The organism is Klebsiella sp. HC6 (assembly GCF_022605325.1).
GTDB lineage: Bacteria > Pseudomonadota > Gammaproteobacteria > Enterobacterales > Enterobacteriaceae > Klebsiella > Klebsiella terrigena.
This window is the reverse complement of the sequence record NZ_CP093276.1, coordinates 2,916,178-2,935,746: the sequence shown is the minus strand read 5'-3', so window position 1 is coordinate 2,935,746 and position 19,569 is coordinate 2,916,178. Positions and strand designations below refer to the sequence as shown.

At 55.6% G+C, this 19,569-nt stretch carries 21 protein-coding genes and 2 pseudogenes; 8 read left to right on the top strand and 15 right to left on the bottom strand.

The window, feature by feature from the left end:
* Positions 1–8 precede the first annotated feature (8 nt).
* Positions 9–800 (bottom strand): PhzF family phenazine biosynthesis protein, encoded by a 792-nt coding sequence (locus MMW58_RS14340; protein WP_133599696.1) that lies wholly within the window; start codon positions 798–800, stop codon positions 9–11.
* A gap of 200 nt (positions 801–1,000) precedes the next feature.
* Between MMW58_RS14340 and MMW58_RS14335 the strand changes: the two genes are divergently transcribed.
* Positions 1,001–2,197, top strand: a complete 1,197-nt coding sequence (locus tag MMW58_RS14335; protein ID WP_159236900.1) for a sugar transporter — start codon at positions 1,001–1,003, stop codon at positions 2,195–2,197.
* A gap of 64 nt (positions 2,198–2,261) precedes the next feature.
* Here the strand turns inward: MMW58_RS14335 and MMW58_RS14330 are convergent, their stop codons facing one another.
* Entirely contained in the window at positions 2,262–2,930 is a 669-nt protein-coding gene (locus MMW58_RS14330) for a MarC family NAAT transporter (protein WP_133599695.1), read from the bottom strand.
* 215 nt (positions 2,931–3,145) lie between these two features.
* Here MMW58_RS14330 and marR point away from each other — a divergent pair, with 215 nt between their 5' ends.
* From marR to marB, 3 genes are read left to right on the top strand one after another with little or no spacing between them, the layout of a single operon-like run.
* Positions 3,146–3,580, top strand: a complete 435-nt coding sequence (marR, locus tag MMW58_RS14325) for a multiple antibiotic resistance transcriptional regulator MarR (protein WP_041145638.1) — start codon at positions 3,146–3,148, stop codon at positions 3,578–3,580.
* Between the two features lie 17 nt (positions 3,581–3,597).
* Complete coding sequence (gene marA, locus MMW58_RS14320) at positions 3,598–3,978, top strand: MDR efflux pump AcrAB transcriptional activator MarA (RefSeq protein WP_004862191.1); 381 nt, start codon at positions 3,598–3,600, stop codon at positions 3,976–3,978.
* 30 nt (positions 3,979–4,008) lie between these two features.
* Positions 4,009–4,215 carry a multiple antibiotic resistance protein MarB gene (gene marB / locus MMW58_RS14315; protein WP_045858245.1) on the top strand — a complete coding sequence of 69 codons (207 nt, stop codon included), beginning with the start codon at positions 4,009–4,011 and terminating at the stop codon, positions 4,213–4,215.
* Between the two features lie 44 nt (positions 4,216–4,259).
* Here marB and eamA read toward each other — a convergent pair whose 3' ends face one another.
* Positions 4,260–5,159, bottom strand: a complete 900-nt coding sequence (eamA, locus tag MMW58_RS14310; protein WP_133599694.1) for an O-acetylserine/cysteine exporter — start codon at positions 5,157–5,159, stop codon at positions 4,260–4,262.
* A 194-nt stretch (positions 5,160–5,353) separates the two neighbouring features.
* Here eamA and ydeE point away from each other — a divergent pair, with 194 nt between their 5' ends.
* A complete protein-coding gene (gene ydeE / locus MMW58_RS14305; protein WP_241723654.1) occupies positions 5,354–6,550 on the top strand; it encodes an efflux MFS transporter YdeE in 1,197 nt (398 codons plus the stop codon).
* 260 nt (positions 6,551–6,810) lie between these two features.
* On the opposite strand, the pseudogene MMW58_RS14300 reads toward ydeE, so the two are convergent.
* The 5 genes and pseudogenes from MMW58_RS14300 to MMW58_RS14280 all read right to left on the bottom strand — a co-directional run.
* Positions 6,811–6,998 (bottom strand): annotated as a pseudogene (locus tag MMW58_RS14300) (DDE-type integrase/transposase/recombinase); the annotation flags it as partial.
* Between the two features lie 35 nt (positions 6,999–7,033).
* Entirely contained in the window at positions 7,034–7,396 is a 363-nt protein-coding gene (locus MMW58_RS14295) for a D-Ala-D-Ala carboxypeptidase family metallohydrolase (protein ID WP_241723653.1), read from the bottom strand.
* A gap of 27 nt (positions 7,397–7,423) precedes the next feature.
* Positions 7,424–7,981, bottom strand: a complete 558-nt coding sequence (locus tag MMW58_RS14290; RefSeq protein ID WP_241723652.1) for a hypothetical protein — start codon at positions 7,979–7,981, stop codon at positions 7,424–7,426.
* Between the two features lie 242 nt (positions 7,982–8,223).
* Positions 8,224–8,382, bottom strand: a pseudogene (locus tag MMW58_RS14285) (antitermination protein); the annotation flags it as partial.
* 188 nt (positions 8,383–8,570) lie between these two features.
* Complete coding sequence (locus tag MMW58_RS14280) at positions 8,571–9,623, bottom strand: GTP pyrophosphokinase (RefSeq protein ID WP_241723651.1); 1,053 nt, start codon at positions 9,621–9,623, stop codon at positions 8,571–8,573.
* Positions 9,624–10,149: 526 nt separating this feature from the next.
* Here MMW58_RS14280 and MMW58_RS14275 point away from each other — a divergent pair.
* Positions 10,150–10,620 (top strand): helix-turn-helix domain-containing protein, encoded by a 471-nt coding sequence (locus tag MMW58_RS14275; protein WP_241723727.1) that lies wholly within the window; start codon positions 10,150–10,152, stop codon positions 10,618–10,620.
* 48 nt (positions 10,621–10,668) lie between these two features.
* Here MMW58_RS14275 and urtE read toward each other — a convergent pair whose 3' ends face one another.
* The 7 genes from urtE to MMW58_RS14240 form a co-directional block, all read right to left on the bottom strand.
* Positions 10,669–11,367, bottom strand: coding sequence for an urea ABC transporter ATP-binding subunit UrtE (gene urtE / locus MMW58_RS14270; protein WP_241723650.1), 699 nt, complete (start codon positions 11,365–11,367; stop codon positions 10,669–10,671).
* Between the two features lie 9 nt (positions 11,368–11,376).
* The gene (gene urtD / locus MMW58_RS14265) at positions 11,377–12,174 is read right to left on the bottom strand and encodes an urea ABC transporter ATP-binding protein UrtD (protein WP_041145644.1); all 798 of its coding nucleotides are present in this window, start codon (positions 12,172–12,174) and stop codon (positions 11,377–11,379) included.
* Entirely contained in the window at positions 12,174–13,247 is a 1,074-nt protein-coding gene (urtC, locus tag MMW58_RS14260) for an urea ABC transporter permease subunit UrtC (RefSeq protein ID WP_241723649.1), read from the bottom strand. The genes urtD and urtC overlap by 1 nt, the downstream gene beginning before the upstream one ends.
* Positions 13,247–14,812, bottom strand: a complete 1,566-nt coding sequence (urtB, locus tag MMW58_RS14255) for an urea ABC transporter permease subunit UrtB (RefSeq protein WP_241723648.1) — start codon at positions 14,810–14,812, stop codon at positions 13,247–13,249. Before urtB ends, urtC begins: the two co-directional genes overlap by 1 nt.
* Before the next feature lie 98 nt (positions 14,813–14,910).
* Positions 14,911–16,182 carry an urea ABC transporter substrate-binding protein gene (gene urtA / locus MMW58_RS14250; RefSeq protein ID WP_041145647.1) on the bottom strand — a complete coding sequence of 424 codons (1,272 nt, stop codon included), beginning with the start codon at positions 16,180–16,182 and terminating at the stop codon, positions 14,911–14,913.
* Positions 16,183–16,356: 174 nt separating this feature from the next.
* Positions 16,357–17,460 carry a cobalamin-independent methionine synthase II family protein gene (locus tag MMW58_RS14245; RefSeq protein WP_241723647.1) on the bottom strand — a complete coding sequence of 368 codons (1,104 nt, stop codon included), beginning with the start codon at positions 17,458–17,460 and terminating at the stop codon, positions 16,357–16,359.
* Between the two features lie 195 nt (positions 17,461–17,655).
* Positions 17,656–18,048: a rhodanese-like domain-containing protein gene (locus MMW58_RS14240; RefSeq protein WP_133599687.1), complete on the bottom strand. Its 393-nt coding sequence runs from the start codon at positions 18,046–18,048 to the stop codon at positions 17,656–17,658.
* Between the two features lie 68 nt (positions 18,049–18,116).
* On the opposite strand from MMW58_RS14240, the gene ftrA reads away from it, so the two are divergent.
* Positions 18,117–19,130, top strand: a complete 1,014-nt coding sequence (gene ftrA, locus MMW58_RS14235; RefSeq protein WP_241723646.1) for a transcriptional regulator FtrA — start codon at positions 18,117–18,119, stop codon at positions 19,128–19,130.
* A gap of 53 nt (positions 19,131–19,183) precedes the next feature.
* On the top strand, positions 19,184–19,399 hold the full coding sequence (locus MMW58_RS14230) for a DUF4177 domain-containing protein (protein ID WP_041145651.1): 216 nt from the start codon (positions 19,184–19,186) through the stop codon (positions 19,397–19,399).
* The last annotated feature ends 170 nt before the right edge of the window (positions 19,400–19,569 follow it).

Sequence of the window (19,569 nt, the reverse complement as noted above, 5' to 3'; positions counted from 1 at the left end):
AGATTACGCTAGCGCAGGCCAATTTTGCCAATCAGGTAGGTGACCGCCTGGCCGCCGATCAGCACCCGCTCGCCCTGCCACTGGCAGCGCAGATCTCCGCCGCGGGCCGATACCTGACGCGCCTGCATCTGCGTTTTGCCAAGCCTCTCGCCCCAGTAAGGGATCAGCATGCTGTGAGCCGAGCCGGTGACCGGATCTTCGGCGACGCCCTCGCCGGGACAGAAGAAACGGCTGACGAAGTCGTACTCCTCGTCCGCCGCGCTGATGCAGACCATCTTGCCGAGCCGCTGGAGCTGGTGCATGTCCGGACGGACGGCCTCAACCTGCTGACGATCCGCCAGCACCACCAGATAGTCACGCCCGACCCGCACGTCCAGCGCGTGGCTAATTCCCAACCCGGCCAACAGCTCGGCGGGGGGGTTGGCAACTTCCGTCGTCGACCACGCCGGGAAGTCGAGGGTCAGCCAGTCGCCGTTGCGCGTCACCCGCAGCTCGCCGACAAAACGGGTGCTGAACGCGATCGTCGCGGACGGATGGTCAAGGTATTCAAAAATAACGTGCGAGGCCGCCAGCGTCGCGTGGCCGCACAGGTTTATCTCATACTGCGTGGTGAACCAGCGCAGCTCATAGCCTTCATCGGTACGCACGAAGAAGGCGGTCTCCGACTGATTATGCTGCTGGGCCATTTTCAGCAGCGTCTCGTCAGGCAGCCACTCGGTGAGCGGGCATACCGCCGCGGCGTTACCGCCAAAGTTACGATCGCTGAAAGCATCTACCAGATAAAAATCAATTTCCTGCATCGCTGTAGTCCTTTTTTTTTACTTATCTTCAACATGACATAAAAGCGGGATTCGTACACTATCTATAGAGAAATTAATCTGTTAGCCCTTTTATCTCCGCGGCGGAATAATGAGACGCAGATCACAAAATGGTTGTATTTTCAGCAGCAATCGTTTTAAGATCGTCTCCTCTTCTTCCTCTAAGCACTAGTTCAAAACCTATGATTACAAACACGGTTTCACGCAGGGTCGCGTGGCTTCGGGTAGTCACGCTGGCGATCGCCGCTTTTATCTTTAATACCACCGAATTCGCGCCGGTCGGCCTGCTGTCCGATATTGCCGGCAGCTTTGGGATGGAAACCGCTCAGGTCGGCATGATGCTGACTATTTACGCATGGGTTGTGGCCCTGATGTCGCTGCCGTTTATGCTGCTCACCAGCCAGATGGAGCGCCGCCGACTGCTGATCGGCCTGTTTATTCTGTTTATTGCCAGCCACGTGCTGTCGTTTTTTGCGTGGAGCTTTAACGTGCTGGTGATCAGCCGTATCGGTATCGCCTTCGCCCACGCGGTGTTCTGGTCCATTACCTCGGCGCTGGCGATCCGCATGGCGCCGCCGGGAAAACGCGCCCAGGCGCTGAGCCTGATCGCCACCGGCACCGCGCTGGCGATGGTCTTTGGTATTCCCATCGGCCGCATCGTTGGTCAATATTTCGGCTGGCGTACCACCTTCCTGGTCATCGGCCTTGGCGCGATGGTGACGCTGGTGTGTCTCTACAAGCTGCTGCCGAAGCTGCCAAGCGAGCACTCCGGCTCGCTGAAAAGCCTGCCGCTGCTGTTTCGCCGCCCGGCGCTGCTCAGCATCTATCTGCTGACCGCTATCGTGGTGACGGCGCACTACACCGCGTACAGCTACATTGAGCCGTTCGTGCAGACGGTGGCCGGGATGAGCGGTAATTTTGCCACCGTACTGCTGCTGGTGCTCGGCGGCGCGGGGATTATCGGCAGCGTGCTGTTCGGCAAGATGGGCAATAAGCACGCTTCGGGGCTGATTAATATGGCGATTGGCCTGCTGCTGGCCTGTCTGCTGCTGCTGCTGCCGGCATCGCAAAACGCCAACCACCTGATGCTGCTGAGCATCTTCTGGGGCGTGGCGATTATGATTATCGGCCTCGGCATGCAGGTTAAGGTGCTGGCGCTGGCCCCGGACGCTACCGACGTTGCGATGTCGCTGTTCTCGGGGATCTTTAATATCGGTATCGGCGCCGGCGCGCTGGTCGGTAGCCAGGTGAGCACCCATCTGTCGATGGCCTCTATCGGCTACGTCGGAGCCATTCCGGCGCTGGTCGCACTGGTCTGGGCGGTAATGATTTTCCGCCGCTGGCCGGTGTCGCTGGAAGAGCAGCCCCACCACTCCTGATAGCGGCAATAAAAAAGCCGGATAGCGCAGCGCTGTCCGGCTTTTTTTATCGGCTGTTCACCCGTCAGGCATGGTAGGTGGTAATGATTTCCAGCACCCCGTTAATAATAAACTGCACGCCCATGCACACCAGCAGGAAGCCCATCAGGCGGGAGATCGCCTCGATGCCGCCCTTCCCGACCATGCGCATAATCGCCCCGGAGCTGCGCAGGCTGGCCCACAGAATCAGCGCCACCAGCGCAAAGGTGATTGGCGGCGCCGCCAGCACCACCCATTCCGGAAACTCAACGCCGTGTTTCACCGTCGACGCCGAGCTGATGATCATCGCAATGGTCCCGGGACCCGCCGTACTCGGCATCGCCAGCGGCACGAAGGCGATATTGGCCGTCGGCTCGTCCTGCAGCTCTTCCGATTTCATTTTGGCTTCCATGGAGTGATGAGCCTTCTGCTGCGGAAACAGCATCCGGAAACCAATAAAGGCCACGATTAGCCCGCCGGCGATACGCAGACCGGGGATTGAGATACCGAAGGTATTCATCACCACCTGGCCGGCATACCACGCCACCGCCAGAATGATAAAGACATATACCGAGGCCATCAGCGATTGTCGGTTACGCTCGGCGTTGTTCATGTTGCCCGCCAGCCCGAGGAACAATGCGACGGTCGTGAGCGGGTTTGCCAGCGGCAAAATCACCACCAGCCCCAGACTTATCGCTTTAAAAAGTTCCATCATGATTAATTAAGCCCCTGTTAATATTAAACAATTAAAAATTTTACGCTCTGAGTATAACGTTGGTCGTCGGTATCATACCAGCGCTGATATTTTCCTCGCAGCGCCTGCGCAGGCGTGCTTTAGCAAATTGTGTCATCCGCAAATTCATCAGGTTGACTTATGGTTGCCTAGGCAATAATATCCACAGCAATTAAATAATTGCCTGGGCAACCATTGTGAAAAGCACAAGTGACCTGTTTAACGAAATGATCCCCCTCGGTCGCTTGATCCAGATGGTTAACCAGAAAAAAGATCGCCTGCTCAACGAGTACCTCTCTCCGATGGATATCACTTCCACCCAGTTCCGGGTGCTCTGTTCCATTCGTTGCGAAGTATGCATTACCCCCGTTGAGCTGAAAACCGTGCTCTCGGTCGACCCAGGCGCAATGACGCGCATGCTCGATCGCCTGGTCTGTAAAGGCTGGATTGAACGGTTACCCAACCCCACTGACAAACGCGGCGTGCTGGTGCAGCTAACGCCAGACGGCGCGGCGCTATGTGAGCAATGTCATCAGGTTGTGGGTCAGAAATTGCACCAGGAGTTAACAAAAAATCTGTCGGCGGATGAAGTGGTCACCCTTGAGTATTTACTCAAGAAAGTCCTGCCGTAATAAGAAGAGGTAAGATGATGTCCAGACGCAATAACGACGCCATCACTATCCATAGTATTTTGTCGTGGATCGAAGATAACCTGGAATCGCCGCTGTCGCTGGAGAAAGTGTCTGAGCGCTCAGGTTACTCTAAATGGCACCTGCAAAGAATGTTCAAGAAAGAGACCGGTCACTCCTTAGGCCAGTACATCCGCAGCCGCAAGCTGACCGAGATCGCCCAGAAGCTCAAGCAGAGCAACGAGCCGATTCTCTACCTGGCGGAGCGCTACGGATTTGAATCACAGCAAACGCTGACCCGAACCTTTAAAAACTATTTCGACGTTCCGCCGCATAAATATCGCATGACAAATATGCCGGGTGAATCCCGCTATCTAATGCCACTGAACAACTGTTGTTAATCGCCTGCAAAAAGACGTATTGAGGAAATCATGAAACTATTCGCTTCCGCCGCCCTTGTGCTGGTAGCCCTGGCGTCAGGCCAGAGCTATGCGGAGCAAACCACGACTCCGGTTCGCCATAACCACCGCGATGCGATGATAATGCCTTCCGAACATAACGATTCGCCGTTTGATTTCAATCATATGGCTGCCGGTAGCGACAAGTCAGATGAGCTAGGCGTGCCCTACTACAACTAACCGCACGACTCCGGTTTTATAGCCCCGACATTCGGGGCTTTTTTTTATCCCCGCGCAGCGCCGACGCGAACCCGCCGCAGGCCAAAGACGTTAATATAGAGCCCGGCCATAATCAGCACCGCCCCGGTAAGCTGCAGCCCGCTCAGGGTTTCGCCAAGCAGCAGCGCGGCGCTGGCCATCCCGACCACCGGCACCAGCAGCGAGAGCGGCGCCACCCGCCAGGTCTCGTAGCGCCCGAGCAGCGAACCCCAAATCCCGTAGCCGACAATCGTGGCGATAAACGCCAGATAGAGCAGCGAAAGCACGGTCAGCAGATCGATCTGCACCAGGCTGGCGACCATTTTTTGCGGGCCATCAAGCAGGTATGAGGCCAGCATAAACGGCAGCACCGGGATCAGCGCGCTCCACACCACCAGCGACATGATCTGCGGCTTCTCCTGCCTCGACATGATTTTCTTATTGAAGATGTTCCCGCAGGCCCAGCTCAGCGCCGCCGCCAGGGTCAGCATAAACCCGACCACCGGCACATGCTGGGCGCCGAGGCTCGCCTCTACCAGCACCAGCACGCCGAAAATCGCCAGCGCGATGCCGGCCAGCTGCTTGCCCTGCAGGCGTTCACCGAAGGTAAACACCCCGAGAATAATGGTGAAGAACGCCTGCGCCTGCAGCACCAGCGACGCCAGCCCGGCGGGCATGCCGAGGCCGATGGCGCAGAACAGAAAGGCGAACTGCCCAAAACTTATCGTCAGGCCGTAGCCCAGCAGCAGGTGCAGGGGAATTTTGGGCCGCGCCACGAACAGCAGCGCCGGGAAGGCGACGAGTAAAAAACGCAGCCCCGCCAGCATCAGCGGCGGCATATTGTGAAGCCCGAGCTTAATCACCACAAAATTAAGCCCCCAAACGACCACCACCAGCAGTGCCAGCAGCCCGTCTTTACGTGTCATACCCCGCCTCGGTTACTACGCTAATTTTTATCAATGAAATCAAAGTAACGAAAAAAACGTCATCCGGATAGATCATTATTTTTAGCAGGGTCGTAATGCCCCTTCCGACATAGGGGAATGCTATACAAGCCTGAAAGACCATGTTATTTGTGAATAGCACCACAAAAAAATAACATTTATCAGGCAAGGAAAAAATGAAACCGACCCTCAGGCGCTCAACGATAGCGCTGCTGGCTTCATCGCTGCTGCTCACCATCGGACGCGGCGCGACGCTCCCTTTTATGACCATCTTTCTTACCCGCCAGTATCAGCTGGAGGTGGATAAAATCGGCTATGCCATGTCTATCGCCCTGACGGTCGGGGTGGTGTTCAGCATGGGGTTCGGCATTCTGGCCGATAAGTTCGATAAAAAGCGCTATATGCTGGTAGCCGTGACCGCCTTTATCTGCGGGTTTGTGGCGATCCCGCTGGTAAACAGCGTTCCGCTGGTGGTCTTTTTCTTCGCCCTGATCAACTGCGCCTATTCCGTCTTCTCCACCGTGCTAAAGGCGTGGTTTGCCGACGTGCTGACGCCGGAAAAGAAGGCGCGGATCTTCTCGCTCAACTATACCTTCCTCAATATCGGCTGGACCGTCGGGCCCCCGCTCGGCACCCTGCTGGTGATGCACAGCATTAACCTGCCGTTCTGGCTGGCCGCGGCCTGCGCCGCGTTTCCGCTGGTGTTTATCCAGCTCTTCGTCCAGCGGACAGCGGCGGCGATCGCGGCGGATAGCGCCAGCCCGTGGTCGCCCTCGGTGCTGCTGCGCGATCGGGCGCTAATGTGGTTTACGCTCTCCGGGCTGCTGGCGTCGTTTGTCGGCGGCTCTTTCGCCTCCTGCATTTCCCAGTACGTGCTAGTGGTCGCCGACAGCGACTTTGCCGAGAAAGTGGTAGCGGTCGTTCTGCCGGTGAACGCCGCGGTGGTGGTGGCGCTGCAGTACGCCGTCGGGCGCAGGCTGAACGCGCGCAATATCCGCCCGCTGATGACCTTCGGTACGCTATGCTTTGTCATCGGGCTGGGCGGGTTTATTCTTTCCGGCAGCAGCCTGCTGCTGTGGGGCGTGTCGGCGGCGATTTTTACTCTTGGCGAGGTTATCTATGCGCCAGGAGAATATATGCTGATCGACAACATTGCGCCGGCGGGCATGAAGGCCAGCTATTTTTCCGCCCAGTCGTTAGGCTGGCTTGGCGCCGCGTTTAATCCAATGATCACCGGGGCGATTCTAACCCATATGCCGCACTGGTCGCTGTTTGTGGTGCTGATGGTGGCGATTATCGCCGCGTGGCTGATGATTTTCCGCGGCATGAACAATCCTCCCCGGCAAAAAGGTTATCCGGTGGCCAGCGCTTGAAGCCCACCATCATGGTGTGTCAGGGGTCGGAGGTTCAAATCCTCTCGTGCCGACCAAAAATCACTGAGAAACCAGCCTTTTAAGGCTGGTTTTTTTATGCTTGTTTTTCATACGAGGAGCCAAAGAGGAGAGTCACAAACACCGGGCCCGGTTATGCCCGGGAAATACCAGAATCGGACGACAGGTCAACACAAAAGCAGTTCAGCCAATCCCAGCACGGGTCAGTCCGATCCGGTATTTAAAAGTATATTAGAATGAGTATCCCAGCAGTTGCCACGCCGGCTCATACTGGGTGCCAGGTTATTGGCCCGACAGAAGCGCTGCCAGTCGTCGCTGCCTTGGTCTGAGTGCACAACAACCTCGCGTCCGGTTTACGTCGCCAGACCGCCATCATCAGCGCATCCAGTGCCAGTTCACGTGAGAGGGTCGGCTTCATCGACCAGCCCCATTTTTTTGGAGAAAACACCCCCTACTCACCATACTTCAAACTAATTTCTTGTGGTACTTATAGTCTCTTATATCCACATGAACGAAGTCTTTATATTTAATGACACCATATTTATCAGGATATTGATTATCGAAATAATTGTAGACCTCATCTACACTCACGTTATTTATAACAATATCAGCAGCCCATGCCTTTAAATGAAAAGAATTAGGTGCGCCTTTAACTTCAATATTATGTTTAACACATCTAAATCCTGAATTAATATAAATTGGCTGTTTGAAATAACCCCGAGAAATTTCCAATATGTCAATTAACTCTTGTGGTACGTCAAAGTCCTCGCCACACCCATCATTACATGCAAACTCATATTTATAAAAATGCTCTGATAACTGCACCATAAAATCACCCTATAGATTAATTGGCGGTCACTTTTCGCCTTCTAAACTCTCTGCTGCCAAACAAGATGCAGATAAATTAGAAGCAATCATATAAACATCTTTAGGTTCTTTCGCACTTTTAGCACTATCAGCAGCCTGTTGAATTTGATGAGCTATACTTTCCTTTTGCTTAACAAAATAAGTTGTACTTAGTGGACCTTTCTCTGAGTTACCCAAAACCATACTAATAACACCAGCCATCCCTGCGGCAATACCGCCGACAACGGTACTGGAACCAGCAGCTATAAGTGTAGAACCAGTAATTCCAGCAATACCGCCAGTTGTCCCAAGCAATAGTTTCGTTTGCTCAGCATTATTAGATTTTATTTCATAATTATTGTGAATCACCCTACACCTTGCGCTGGCTTCAAGGAAGTCTCTCCACGCAGCTGTAAACTCTTTATCTTTAATTGTACCATGCGCATCTATAACAGAAGGATAATTATTTAAAAACGCTTTATCTACAGCAGGAACTTGCGATGTTTTGTAATAGCAACCAGATGTACAGAATATACAGAAAAAGAAAATAATTTGACGCCTATTCATAATAAGCACTCCAACGATTTCTATTACTATAATTCACAATCACTATTAATTGCATGGTGAAATGAAAATAAAAATTTTCGCGCATATTTATAAAGCTTGTGAAAAATAAAATATACCTACAGCCTTATTGCTCTGGTCAAAAAAACCACAGAGCAACGGTGTACAAGTACAAATACGAAACAGGGCATTACTTTGCATCAAAATAATAAGCCTTCTAGTGTTTGTAGAAGGCTATGTCGACGTTAACGCGTCACTTTTATCAATTCTGACTCTGCATAGTTTTCTTCCTGCCAACACTTTATAATCAATAAATTAATGACTTCTGCGTAACCGGTATACCACTGATAGTTTGTCATATCCGGAACCAACCGAATCAGAAACATGGGGAGTCGACTCAGTCGTTAATCATACGGTTCGCCAACTAATAAATGAAGGTTAACCATGGCAGCGAGACCAAGAAAAAGAGAATACCGCTACCCACCATATCCACTATAAGTCTAAATGAATAACTAGGTGTTGGATAATATGGTGTAACGACTAACTTTAAACTCGCTAAAAATCCAAAAAAATCGTATTTTTAGCTATACTATCAAGTTTTAGAAAAAGAAGAGACCAATAAAGACGCTTTCTCAGGAGACATAAAATTTGAATAAAAACCACGCATTTTATCCCCGGATTCACCTTCTTGTTCGCCAACCACATGCCAGTTTAGATCTGGCTTTTGCCTTAAAATTTCAAAATCATTAATAAGCATTAAATCACGTAAAAATCCATAAATATTATTCTGAGGAAAATATTCACTTGCAACTTCAGCATAGTTTCCAGGTATTACCTTAGCTATCGAATTCAAATCATTAAAACCACAAAACTTAAGCTCATTGATAACATCCCTTGTTATCTCCCCCCCCCAATCCTTTACAGGTTTTAAAATCAAGCCAATTTTATCACTTGTATTTCGAACAAACATATCAAGAGTTATAGAATTAATATCATGAGAAAGAGATTGATTTAAATCTTCTTTAGACAAGGATTCTTCATATTCTTCGATGGAGTTAACTATTTCTGAAAAACCTTGATCTGCTATTTCAAGCATTCCCGAAAATAGATTTATTTTTCTTTGTATTTTCAGAGGCAAATTAGCACCAAGTTTATAGTTCCTATCATGTGTTAATTCAGCCCAAGCGTGCTGCAACATTGTTCTAACTTGAATCTCACATTTTATTCCAGATACATACTCATACTCTTTTAATAAATTTCTTTTTTCACCAATATCACAGACATAATGCACTGACCTATATCCAACTTTGTCCGATGAAAGCCTACTTTCATTGCTCATGCTATTTTTATTATCAATATTAAATGTAGAATTTAATATTTCACTTACTCTAACTATATCCGATTCAAGATAGAGAATAACTCTTACACCTGAAACATCAGTCAATTGTTCACAAGGATTTGTGTAATTTTTACGCCCAACCTTTTCAATAATTCCCTCTTTAGCCTTTGTCCTGTAACTAACTGAAAGATAATCAATTTTGTTTTGTTGCAAAAGATTCTCAATTATAAAGGCAATATGTTTTCCTAATAACTCAAATTTAGGCAAACTTTCATCAATCCATTTATTTAAATTAAAATCTTTCATCTTAATCCAGTCTTTATCTTTATTGGAAGAGAAACATAATTTTAGAATGTCATATTTATACAACTATTTTATGGCAAAATGGAAGTCAGAATTGTGTAACTTTAAAAAATAGTTAAATAGTGGTATTTCAGGAGTACCCACTCAGAAGTTAATTGTATTTAATATTCCTTAAGTATCAGCTTGTTACAGAAAACATTGTCTTTTTAAAACGCTAAACTGACTAACAGAATTGCCTCTTGTTATCATGCTCAACTATCAGGCGAAGTTTGGACTATGACATCATGACACGTGGGGTGAAACTGCCCCCTAACTCATTGATGTATATAGAGAGGATTTTGCTGAATAAATGCTGTTTTTTTATACATACAAACACCTCGAACCACCAGTAATGACGCGGCTTTCAGCGCTTTATACGCGGCGTCATGGGCTGTCGGGTCGGTGTCGGGTTACTGTCGGGAGAGGATCGTGGCGGCCGACGGCGGAAACCATCACGCTGCATCTCAGGTTTCACCCGGAGATAGATATGATGAACAGCATTAATCAGGTTAAACAGTTACGTCTGCAGCGCGCATGGTCTCAGGAGCAGCTGGCCGAACTGGCCGGCGTCAGCGTGCGCACCATTCAGCGCATCGAAAACGGCGATCGCCCGAGCCTGGAAACGCTCAGCGCCCTCGCCGCCGTATTTGAGGTTAACGTGGCCTGTCTGAGCGACGACGCCCCCGTCGGTCACGAAGAGTCGCTCGATTTACGCATTGAGGAAGCCAAAGAGCGGGTCCATCAGGAGAGCCGCTTCTTTCGCTCGCTGTCGGTAGCGGTGGTGGTTTGCGTCCTGCTGGCGGTACTCAACCGGGTCACCGGCCCCGAAAACTACTGGTCGGCGTGGGTCGCCGCCATCTGGGGCGCGCTGCTGCTGATGAGAGCGGCCAGGCTGTTTGTCTTCGGCGGAATGACCCGCAGCTGGCGCCAGGCCCGGCTGCAGCGATTATTACGTAAGTAGACTCCGTTCAGCGCGACGTCAGGCGCCGCGCTGAACGGTTATTGCGGCTTAGATAGCCACCATTCCGCGCACGCCCTCGGCTTCCATATCCGCGCCCTTTCCCTGCTGAATAATTGTCCCTCGCGACATCACCAGGTAGTGGTCGGCAAGAGCTGCGGCAAAATCATAGAACTGCTCAACCAGCAGGATCGCCATATCACCGCGGTTCGCCAGCTGGCGGATAACTTCGCCGATCTCCTTAATCACCGAGGGCTGAATGCCCTCCGTTGGCTCGTCGAGGATCAGCAGCTGCGGCCGGCTGGCCAGCGCCCGACCAATCGCCAGCTGCTGCTGCTGACCGCCGGAGAGATCGCCCCCGCGCCGCTGCTTCATCGTTTTTAACACCGGAAACAGCTGATAGATCTCCTCCGGAACCTGCCGCGCATCGCGGGCGGAAAAGCGCGACAGGCCCATCAGCAGGTTCTCCTCAACGGTAAGGCGGGGAAAGATCTCTCGCCCCTGCGGGACATAGGCGATCCCGGCCTGTACGCGCTGGTGGGGCTTACGCGCCGTGATGGTCTTATCCTGCCATTTCACCTCGCCGCTGCGCGCCGGGACCAGCCCCATCAGGCACTTCAGCAGCGTGGTTTTTCCGACGCCGTTGCGCCCCAGCAGGCAGGTAATCTCCCCCGGCCGGGCGGCAAAATCGACGCCGCGCAGAATATGGCTGCCGCCGTAGTATTGATGTAACTGGTTAACCTGCAGCATCGGCGCTCCTTAGCGTCCAAGATAAACGTCAATCACCTGTTCGTTGGCCTGCACCTCGCGCAGCGAGCCTTCCGCCAGCACCTGCCCCTGATGCAGCACGGTTACCCGGTCGGCAATCGTTTCAACGAATCCCATATCGTGTTCAACCACCATCAGGGAGTGCTCTCCGGCGAGGGTGCGGAACAGCTCGGCGGTGTACTCGGTTTCGGCATCGGTCATGCCGGCGGCGGGCTCATCCAGCAGTAGCAGGTGCGGCTCCTGCACCAGCAGCATGCCAATTTCAAGGAACTGCTTCTGCCCGTGCGACAGCAGCCCCGCCTGCCGCCCGCGCTCGCCATCGAGGCGCAGCAGGCGCAGGGTCTCGCTGATGCGATCCTCCTGCTCCCCGCTCAGCCGCGCGCGCAGGCTGGCCCAGACCGATTTATCGCTTTTCAGCGCCAGCTCGAGATTTTCAGCCACCGTCAGCGCTTCAAAGACCGTCGGCTTTTGAAACTTGCGCCCGATCCCCTGGCGGGCAATGGCGATCGGGTCAAGGGACATCAGGTCGATGGACTGATCGTACAGCGCCCTGCCGCTCTGCGGCCGGGTTTTGCCGGTAATCACGTCCATCAGGGTAGTTTTTCCGGCGCCGTTGGGCCCGATAATACAGCGCAGCTCGCCCACGCCAATCTGCAGCGAGAGGTCGGTTAGCGCCTGGAAGCCGTCGAAGTTGACGTTAATCTTTTCCAGCTGCAGCACCGGGTCGGTTTGCTCGCGAAAGCGATCCGTCGGCAGCTGGCGGGTAAACAGGCCGTCATCCGGTTGCATCAGCGATCTCCTTTACGCAGCAGGCCAATCACCCCACGCGGTAAAAAGAGCGTGACGATGATAAAAATCAGTCCAAGAAACAGCTGCCAGTACTCCGGGATCGCCATCGTAAAGTAGCTTTTCGCGCCGTTGACCAGCCCCGCGCCCAGCACCGGGCCGACTAAGGTTCCGCGGCCGCCGAGCGCCACCCAGATGGCAGCCTCAATCGAGTTGGTGGGCGACATTTCGCCAGGGTTAATAATCCCCACCTGCGGGACATACAGCGCCCCCGCCAGCCCGCACAGCACGGCGGAGAGCGTCCACACCAGCAGCTTAAAGCCGCGCGGGTCGTAGCCGCAGAACATCAGCCGGTTTTCGGCGTCACGCACCGCCGTCAGAATGCGGCCGAACTTGCTGGTCGCCAGGCGAAAGCCTATCCACAGCGTTAACAGCAGCAGCAGTACCGTCGCCATAAACAGCGCCGCGCGGGTGCCGGTCGCGGTGACGGAAAAGCCGAGCAGCGTGGTGAAACCGGTAAAACCGTTGTTGCCGCCGAAGCCGGTCTCGTTGCGGAAAAAGAGCAGCATGCCGGCGTAGGTCAGCGCCTGGGTCATTATCGAGAAGTAGACCCCTTTGATTTTGGAGCGAAAGGCAAACCAGCCGAACACCAGCGCCAGCAGCCCGGGAACCAGCACCACCAGCAGCATCGCCCAGGCAAAGTGCTGGGTTCCCCACCAGAACCACGGCAGCTCGGTCCACGACAGGAAGGACATAAACGCCGGCAGACCGTCGCCGGCCGCCTGACGCATCAGATACATGCCCATCGCATAGCCGCCCAGCGCAAAGAAGATGCCGTGGCCCAGCGACAGCATGCCGGCATAGCCCCACACCAGGTCCAGCGCCACCGCAACGACGGCGTAGCAGAGGATCTTGCCGGTCAGGGTCAGCAGCCAGGTCGGCACCGCCAGCGGATGCGACTGAGGCAGCAGCGCCAGAAACGGCATGCTCAGCAGCGCGATTATCACCAGCGCCCCAAACCACCGCAGCGGCCGCGGCGCGTTGCGCGCAAGTCGTAAGGTCATCGGTTGGCTCATCAGTCAATCACCCTGCCTTTTAACGCGAACAGCCCCTGCGGGCGTTTCTGGATAAACAAAATAATCAGCACCAGGATCAGAATTTTGCCCAGCACCGCGCCCAGCTGCGGCTCGAGGATTTTGTTAAAGATCCCGAGGCCAAACGCCGCCACCACGCTTCCCGCCAGCTGACCGACGCCGCCCAGCACCACCACCAGAAACGAGTCGATGATGTAGCCCTGACCGAGCTCCGGCCCGACGTTGCCGAGCTGCGACAGCGCGACGCCGCCTAAGCCCGCGATCCCGGAGCCGAGGCCAAACGCCAGCATATCGACCCGGCCGGTCGGCACGCCGCAGCAGGCGGCCATGGCCCGGTTCTGCGTCACCGCCCGCACGTTCATGCCCAGACGGGTTTTATTCAGAATCAGCCAGGTAAAGAACAGAACGAGGATCACAAAGCCAAGCACCGCCAGCCGGTTCCACGGCAGGATCAGGTTGGGCAGCACCTGCATGCCGCCGGAGAGCCACGCCGGGTTCGCCACCTCGACGTTTTGCGCGCCAAACAGCATCCGCGTCAGCTGAATGAGCATCAGGCTGATCCCCCAGGTCGCCAGCAGCGTTTCCAGCGGGCGCCCATAGAGATGACGAATAATGGTACGCTCCAGCGCCATGCCGATCCCGGCGGTGACCAGAAAGGCCACCGGCAGCGCAATCAGCGGATAGAGCGCCAGCCACTGCGGGGCGAACTGGGACAAAGCCTGCTGCACCAGCCAGCAGCTGTAGGCCCCTATCATCAACATTTCGCCGTGGGCCATATTGATGACCCCCAGCAGCCCGTAGGTGATGGCCAGCCCCAGCGCCGCCAGCAGCAGCACCGAACCGAGCGACAGCCCCATAAAGGCCTGGCCGAGAATTTCCCCGAGCAGCAGCCGCTGCTTAATCTGGCTCAGGCTATCGGCCGCCGCGCTGCGTACGCCGGCATCAGGCTCATGCTGCGCATCGGTAAAGGGCATCAGCAGCGCCTGCGTTTCGGGGTCGGAGGAGTGGCCCAGCCGCTCAACTGCCGCCAGCCGCAGCTCTCTGGCAGGGCTGCTCAGCTGAAGGCGAGCCAGCGCCATCTCCAGCTGCGTTTTGATTCCGTCATCCGTTTCTGCCGCCAGCCGCTGCTGCAGCAGACCGCTCATTTCGGGGGTAGCTTCCCGCTGGAGGATCTTCACCGCCGCCGCCCTTTCAGTGACACTGTCACTCACCAGCAGGTGCGTGGCCAGCGCGCCGGCGGCCAGGTTGCGCAGGCGGTTGGTGAGCCGCACCGGTTTGGGGGTGCCTGAAGGTTCCGCCGCCGCGCCCAGCGCCTGCTGGTTGCTGAAGGCGTGGCCGCTGCTATCAACCTGCAGCGTTTCCGCCGCTAAGGCGCGCAGCAGCGGCAGACGCTGGGCCTGCGGAGCGGCGGCCCACTGCTCGAGCAGTCGCGCCTGCTGGCTGCGATTTGCCGTCACGAAATCATCCGCATCCGCCGCCTGCGCGCGCCACGGCAAAATCATCACCAGCAGCGCGAAGTAGTAACCCATGATGCGCAGCGCCTTCATGATTGCTCTCCTTGTGGCGTTCCGGGTCACCCGTACGCTCGTTAATGCGCGTTCCACCCGCCCGGGCCGTAGCCCGGGAAGGTGACGCTAAGTGACGTTTAGTTGCTGACGGTTTTTACCGGATGGTCGGGCTTCTTATCGTTACCGGCGATCCACGGGCTCCACGGCTGGGCTCGCACCGCGTCGTCGGTCTGCCAGACGACGTTGAACTGACCGTTGCCTTCGATTTCACCGATCATCACCGGCTTATGCAGATGATGGTTGGTGGCATCCATGGTTAAGGTAAAGCCGGACGGCGCTTTGAACGTTTGCCCGGCCATCGCCGCGCGAACCTTGTCCACATCGGTCGTACCGGCCTTGGTCACCGCCTGAGCCCACATGTGCAGCCCAACCCAGGTGGCTTCCATCGGATCGTTGGTGACCACGGTATCGGCGTTCGGCAGCTTGTGGGCTTTTGCATAGGCGCGGTAGTCGGCCACGAACTGTTTGTTGGTTGGGTTGTCGACCGACTCAAAGTAGTTCCACGCCGCGAGGTTGCCGACAAGCGGTTTGGTATCGATGCCGCGCAGCTCCTCTTCCCCCACCGAGAAGGCAACCACCGGGACATCGGTAGCCTTCAGTCCCTGGTTCGCCAGCTCTTTATAGAACGGAACGTTGGAGTCACCGTTGATGGTCGAGACCACCGCGGTTTTGCCGCCGGCAGAGAATTTCTTAATATTGGCGACGATGGTCTGGTAATCGCTGTAGCCAAACGGGGTGTAGACCTCTTCGATATCCTTATCCTGAATCCCTTTGGCGTGCAGGAAGGCGCGCAGGATCTTGTTGGTGGTGCGCGGATAGACGTAGTCCGTCCCCAGCAGGAAGAAGCGTTTCGCCCCGCCGCCGTCCTCGCTCAGCAGGTACTCCACCGCCGGGATAGCCTGCTGGTTTGGCGCCGCGCCGGTATAGAAGACGTTCGGCGACATCTCTTCGCCTTCGTACTGTACCGGGTAGAACAGCAGTCCGTTGAGCTCCTCGAAGACCGGCAGAACCGATTTACGCGACACCGAGGTCCAGCAGCCGAAGACCGCCGCTACCTTGTCCTGAGTCAGCAGCTGGCGGGCTTTTTCCGCAAACAGCGGCCAGTTCGAGGCCGGGTCCACCACCACCGGCTCGAGCTTTTTGCCCAGCACGCCGCCTTTGGCGTTAATATCGTCGATCGCCATCAGCGCGACGTCTTTGAGCGGCGTTTCGGAGATGGCCATCGTCCCGGAGAGCGAATGCATAATGCCGACCTTAATGGTGTCGGCGGCAAAAGCCGGGAAGGTGTAGCCCATGCTGATGACAGAGGCGGAGAGTGCAAAAGCTTTTAATAGTGTTCGACGCTGCATGTTCACTCCTGAATATCGCAAAAACAAAATATGAATTAACGACTAACCGGAAGTGATAAGGCAAAAACGATGCCAGGTTGCAAAACAACCTGAACGCGCGGCGCGCGGCGGGAGCGTAAAACGGGAGGCGCAGCGTTGCCTCAAAACGGTGCAACGCTGCGCTAAGAAGAGAGGTTACCAGACCTGAGCGGCGAGCCCGGTGACGAGGCGGACTTTATCCCACTGCTGGGACTCGGTCAGCGCATTTCCCTCTTCGGTAGAGGCGAAGCCACACTGCGGGCTGAGGCAAATTTGCTGCAGCGAAACGTACTGCGCCGCCTCCGCCAGCCGCGCCTTCACCCCTTCAGGATTTTCCAGCTCGCCGTTCTTGGTGGTGATGAGCCCCAGCACCACCTGCTGATGGCCCGGGCGGATAAAGCGCAGCGGCGCAAAGTCGCCGGAGCGGTCGTTATCGTACTCAAGGAAGAACGCATCGATATTGACGCTGCCGAACAGCACTTCCGCGACCGGCTCGTAGCCGCCTTCGGAGATCCAGGTGGAGCGGAAGTTGCCGCGGCAGACGTGCAGACCGACGGTTAAATCATCCGGCTTGCCTTCGAGGGCCTGGTTGAGCACCCGGGCATAGATCCGCGCCAGCTCGTCAGGGTCTTCCCCACGGTCGCGCACCTGCTGGCGCTGTTCGTCGGAGCACAGGTAGGCCCAGACGGTATCGTCCAGCTGCAGATAGCGGCAGCCGGCGTCATAGAACGCGCGGATCGCGTCGCGCCAGGTGGTCGCCAGGTCGGCAAAATAGTCGGCAAGGTCCGGATAAACGGTAGCGTCAATATCTTTGCGTCCGCCGCGGAAATGCAGCACGCTCGGGCTGGGAATGGTCATTTTTGGCTGCGCGGCGCCGCTGATGCTTTGCAGAAAGCGGAAGTCTTCCAGCATCGGATGTTCGCCAAACGCCAGCTTGCCGGTCACCCGGATGCCGTGCGCCCGGGTCTGCACGCCGTTGAACTGGATGCCGTGGTCCGAATCGTAGCGCTCGACGCCCTGCAGGCCGTCAAAGAAATCAAAATGCCACCACGCGCGACGAAACTCCCCGTCGGTCACCACGTGCAGGCCGCAGTCGCACTGCTGCTGTACCAGCTGGCGAATCGCTTCATCCTCCACCCGGCGCAGCTGCACGCCATCGATAGCACCTTCGGTAAACTGCTGACGCGCCAGCTTAATGGCGTTTGGACGGAGGAAGCTGCCGACAATATCAGCGCGGAACGGGGCCTGTGAGCGTTGCATGGTGTCTCCTTAGCGGCAGGCCGGTTTAGTTGCCCACCGTGATAGTTCATTATTTGAATTTATAGACTTCTGGATGGCTATATGTCCAAATACTGGCACGCGGCATGTCGATCGGCAAACGAGAAAATTTCATGGCTGATGAAATATTTTCATCCAGCGGTCAGCTTACTCTCCAGAGGCTGACCGCCGCCCGGCTTAGTCGGCGAAAGGCAGCCCTTCATCCTGCCAGCCGGTCAGGCCGCCGATCATCATCTTCACCGGTCTACCCAGCAGCGCCAGCCGCAGCGCCGCGGCGTCCGCGCCGTTGCAGTGCGGGCCGGCGCAGTAAACCACGAACAGCGTCTCCATCGGCCATTCGCTCATTCTGGCGGCATCAATGTGCCGGTGCGGAATATGCAGCGCCCCGGGAAGGTGGCGGCGGGCAAAAGTTTCCGCACTGCCGACGACATGCAGCAGGACAAAATCGGCCTCGCCTTCGCTCATCGCCCGGTGGACGTCAGCACAATCTGTTTCTAGACCCAGCTTTTTGCCGAACCAGGCGGCGGCTTCGGCGGGTGCGGCAGGGGTAAATTCGGTAACAACACTCATGGCGTATTCTCCTTGTCTGTGATACCACTTATTTAATGACACCTTCACTCTCTTATCCGCTGGCAACCATGACAGAAAACGCTGAAATTATGCCAATTCCAACCGTGACGTTGTCACCGAAACGGGTGGTTGCGCTGGCCTACGACGGCCTCTGTACCTTTGAATTTGGCGTGGCGGTCGAGATCTTCGGCCTGCCGCGCCCGGAAATGGGCGCCGGCTGGTATCAGTTTGCGGTAGCGGCCGTCGACAGCGGCGAGCTTCGCGCGACCGGCGGTATACGGCTTATGGCCGATGGCGGCATGGACCTGCTCAGCAGCGCGGAGACCATTGTAGTCCCCGGCTGGCGCGGAATTGATGCCCCGGTTCCCGCAGCGCTCTGTGCGGCGCTGGTTGCCGCCCACGCCCGCGGCTGCCGCATCATCTCGATTTGCTCCGGCGTATTCGTGCTTGCCGCCGCCGGCCTGCTCGACGGACGCCGGGCAACCACCCACTGGCGCTATACCGACCAGCTGCGCCAGCGCTATCCGCAGATAGAGGTCATCGCCGACGTGCTGTACGTCGGCGACGAAAACGTCATGACATCGGCCGGCAGCGCCGCCGGAATTGATTTATGTCTGCATCTGGTGCGCGAAGACTACGGCATTGATGCGGCGAATACGGTTGCCCGCAGGCTGGTTATCTCCCCGCACCGCGACGGTGCCCAGGCCCAGCAGGTTGTCCGTCCGGTGGCGAAGGCGCGGGAAAGCCAGCGTCTGGGGCTGCTGTTCGATTTTCTGCATCAGCAGCTGGCGGTCAGCCACAGCGTCGCCTCGCTGGCGCAGCGCGTCGGCATGAGCCCGCGGACCTTTTTACGCCGCTTTGAGGCGGCAACCGGCAAAACCCCCGCGCGCTGGCTGCTGGATGAGCGTTTGCTGCGCGCCACGCAGCACCTCAGCGACACCCGGCTTAGCGTGGAGAAGATCGCCGAGCTTTGCGGCTTCGCCAATGCCGGCGCCCTGCGCCATCATTTTCGCCAGCAGTTTGCCCTCAGCCCGTTACAGTATCGCAAGAAGTTTTCTGCCCCCGCGGTTGTAAAACCGTAGCGGCAGAGCACAATAGCTTTAATTTGTTTATCTAACGCAAGGAGCTGGTTCCAATGAAAAAAGAGTGTCGCGTGGTGCTTTATAAGGAAGGGATACTGGGAAGTATGTTTTTCGGCGAGGCTAAAGCCGACCCCGATAAGATGAGCCGTTTCCTGAATGAATACACCATGCAGGGCTGGGAAGTGAAAACGATGTCCGTGGAAAGGCGCCGCACCGGCCTTTTCTGGTCACGGGAAGCCTATCTTTTCGTACTTGAACGCGCCCTCTGATCCCCCTCTTCTCCCGCCCGCTTCCGCCGCGGGCGTCATTATTGAGATCTTAAATAATACCTTTTGTTAACATCCGGTTGAAGTTGCGCCGGCTACTATAGCTTCAACAACCGTACACCCTGTTCAATAAGGACAACCTTAGCGCAAATAAAAACTCAATGGAGGTTAAT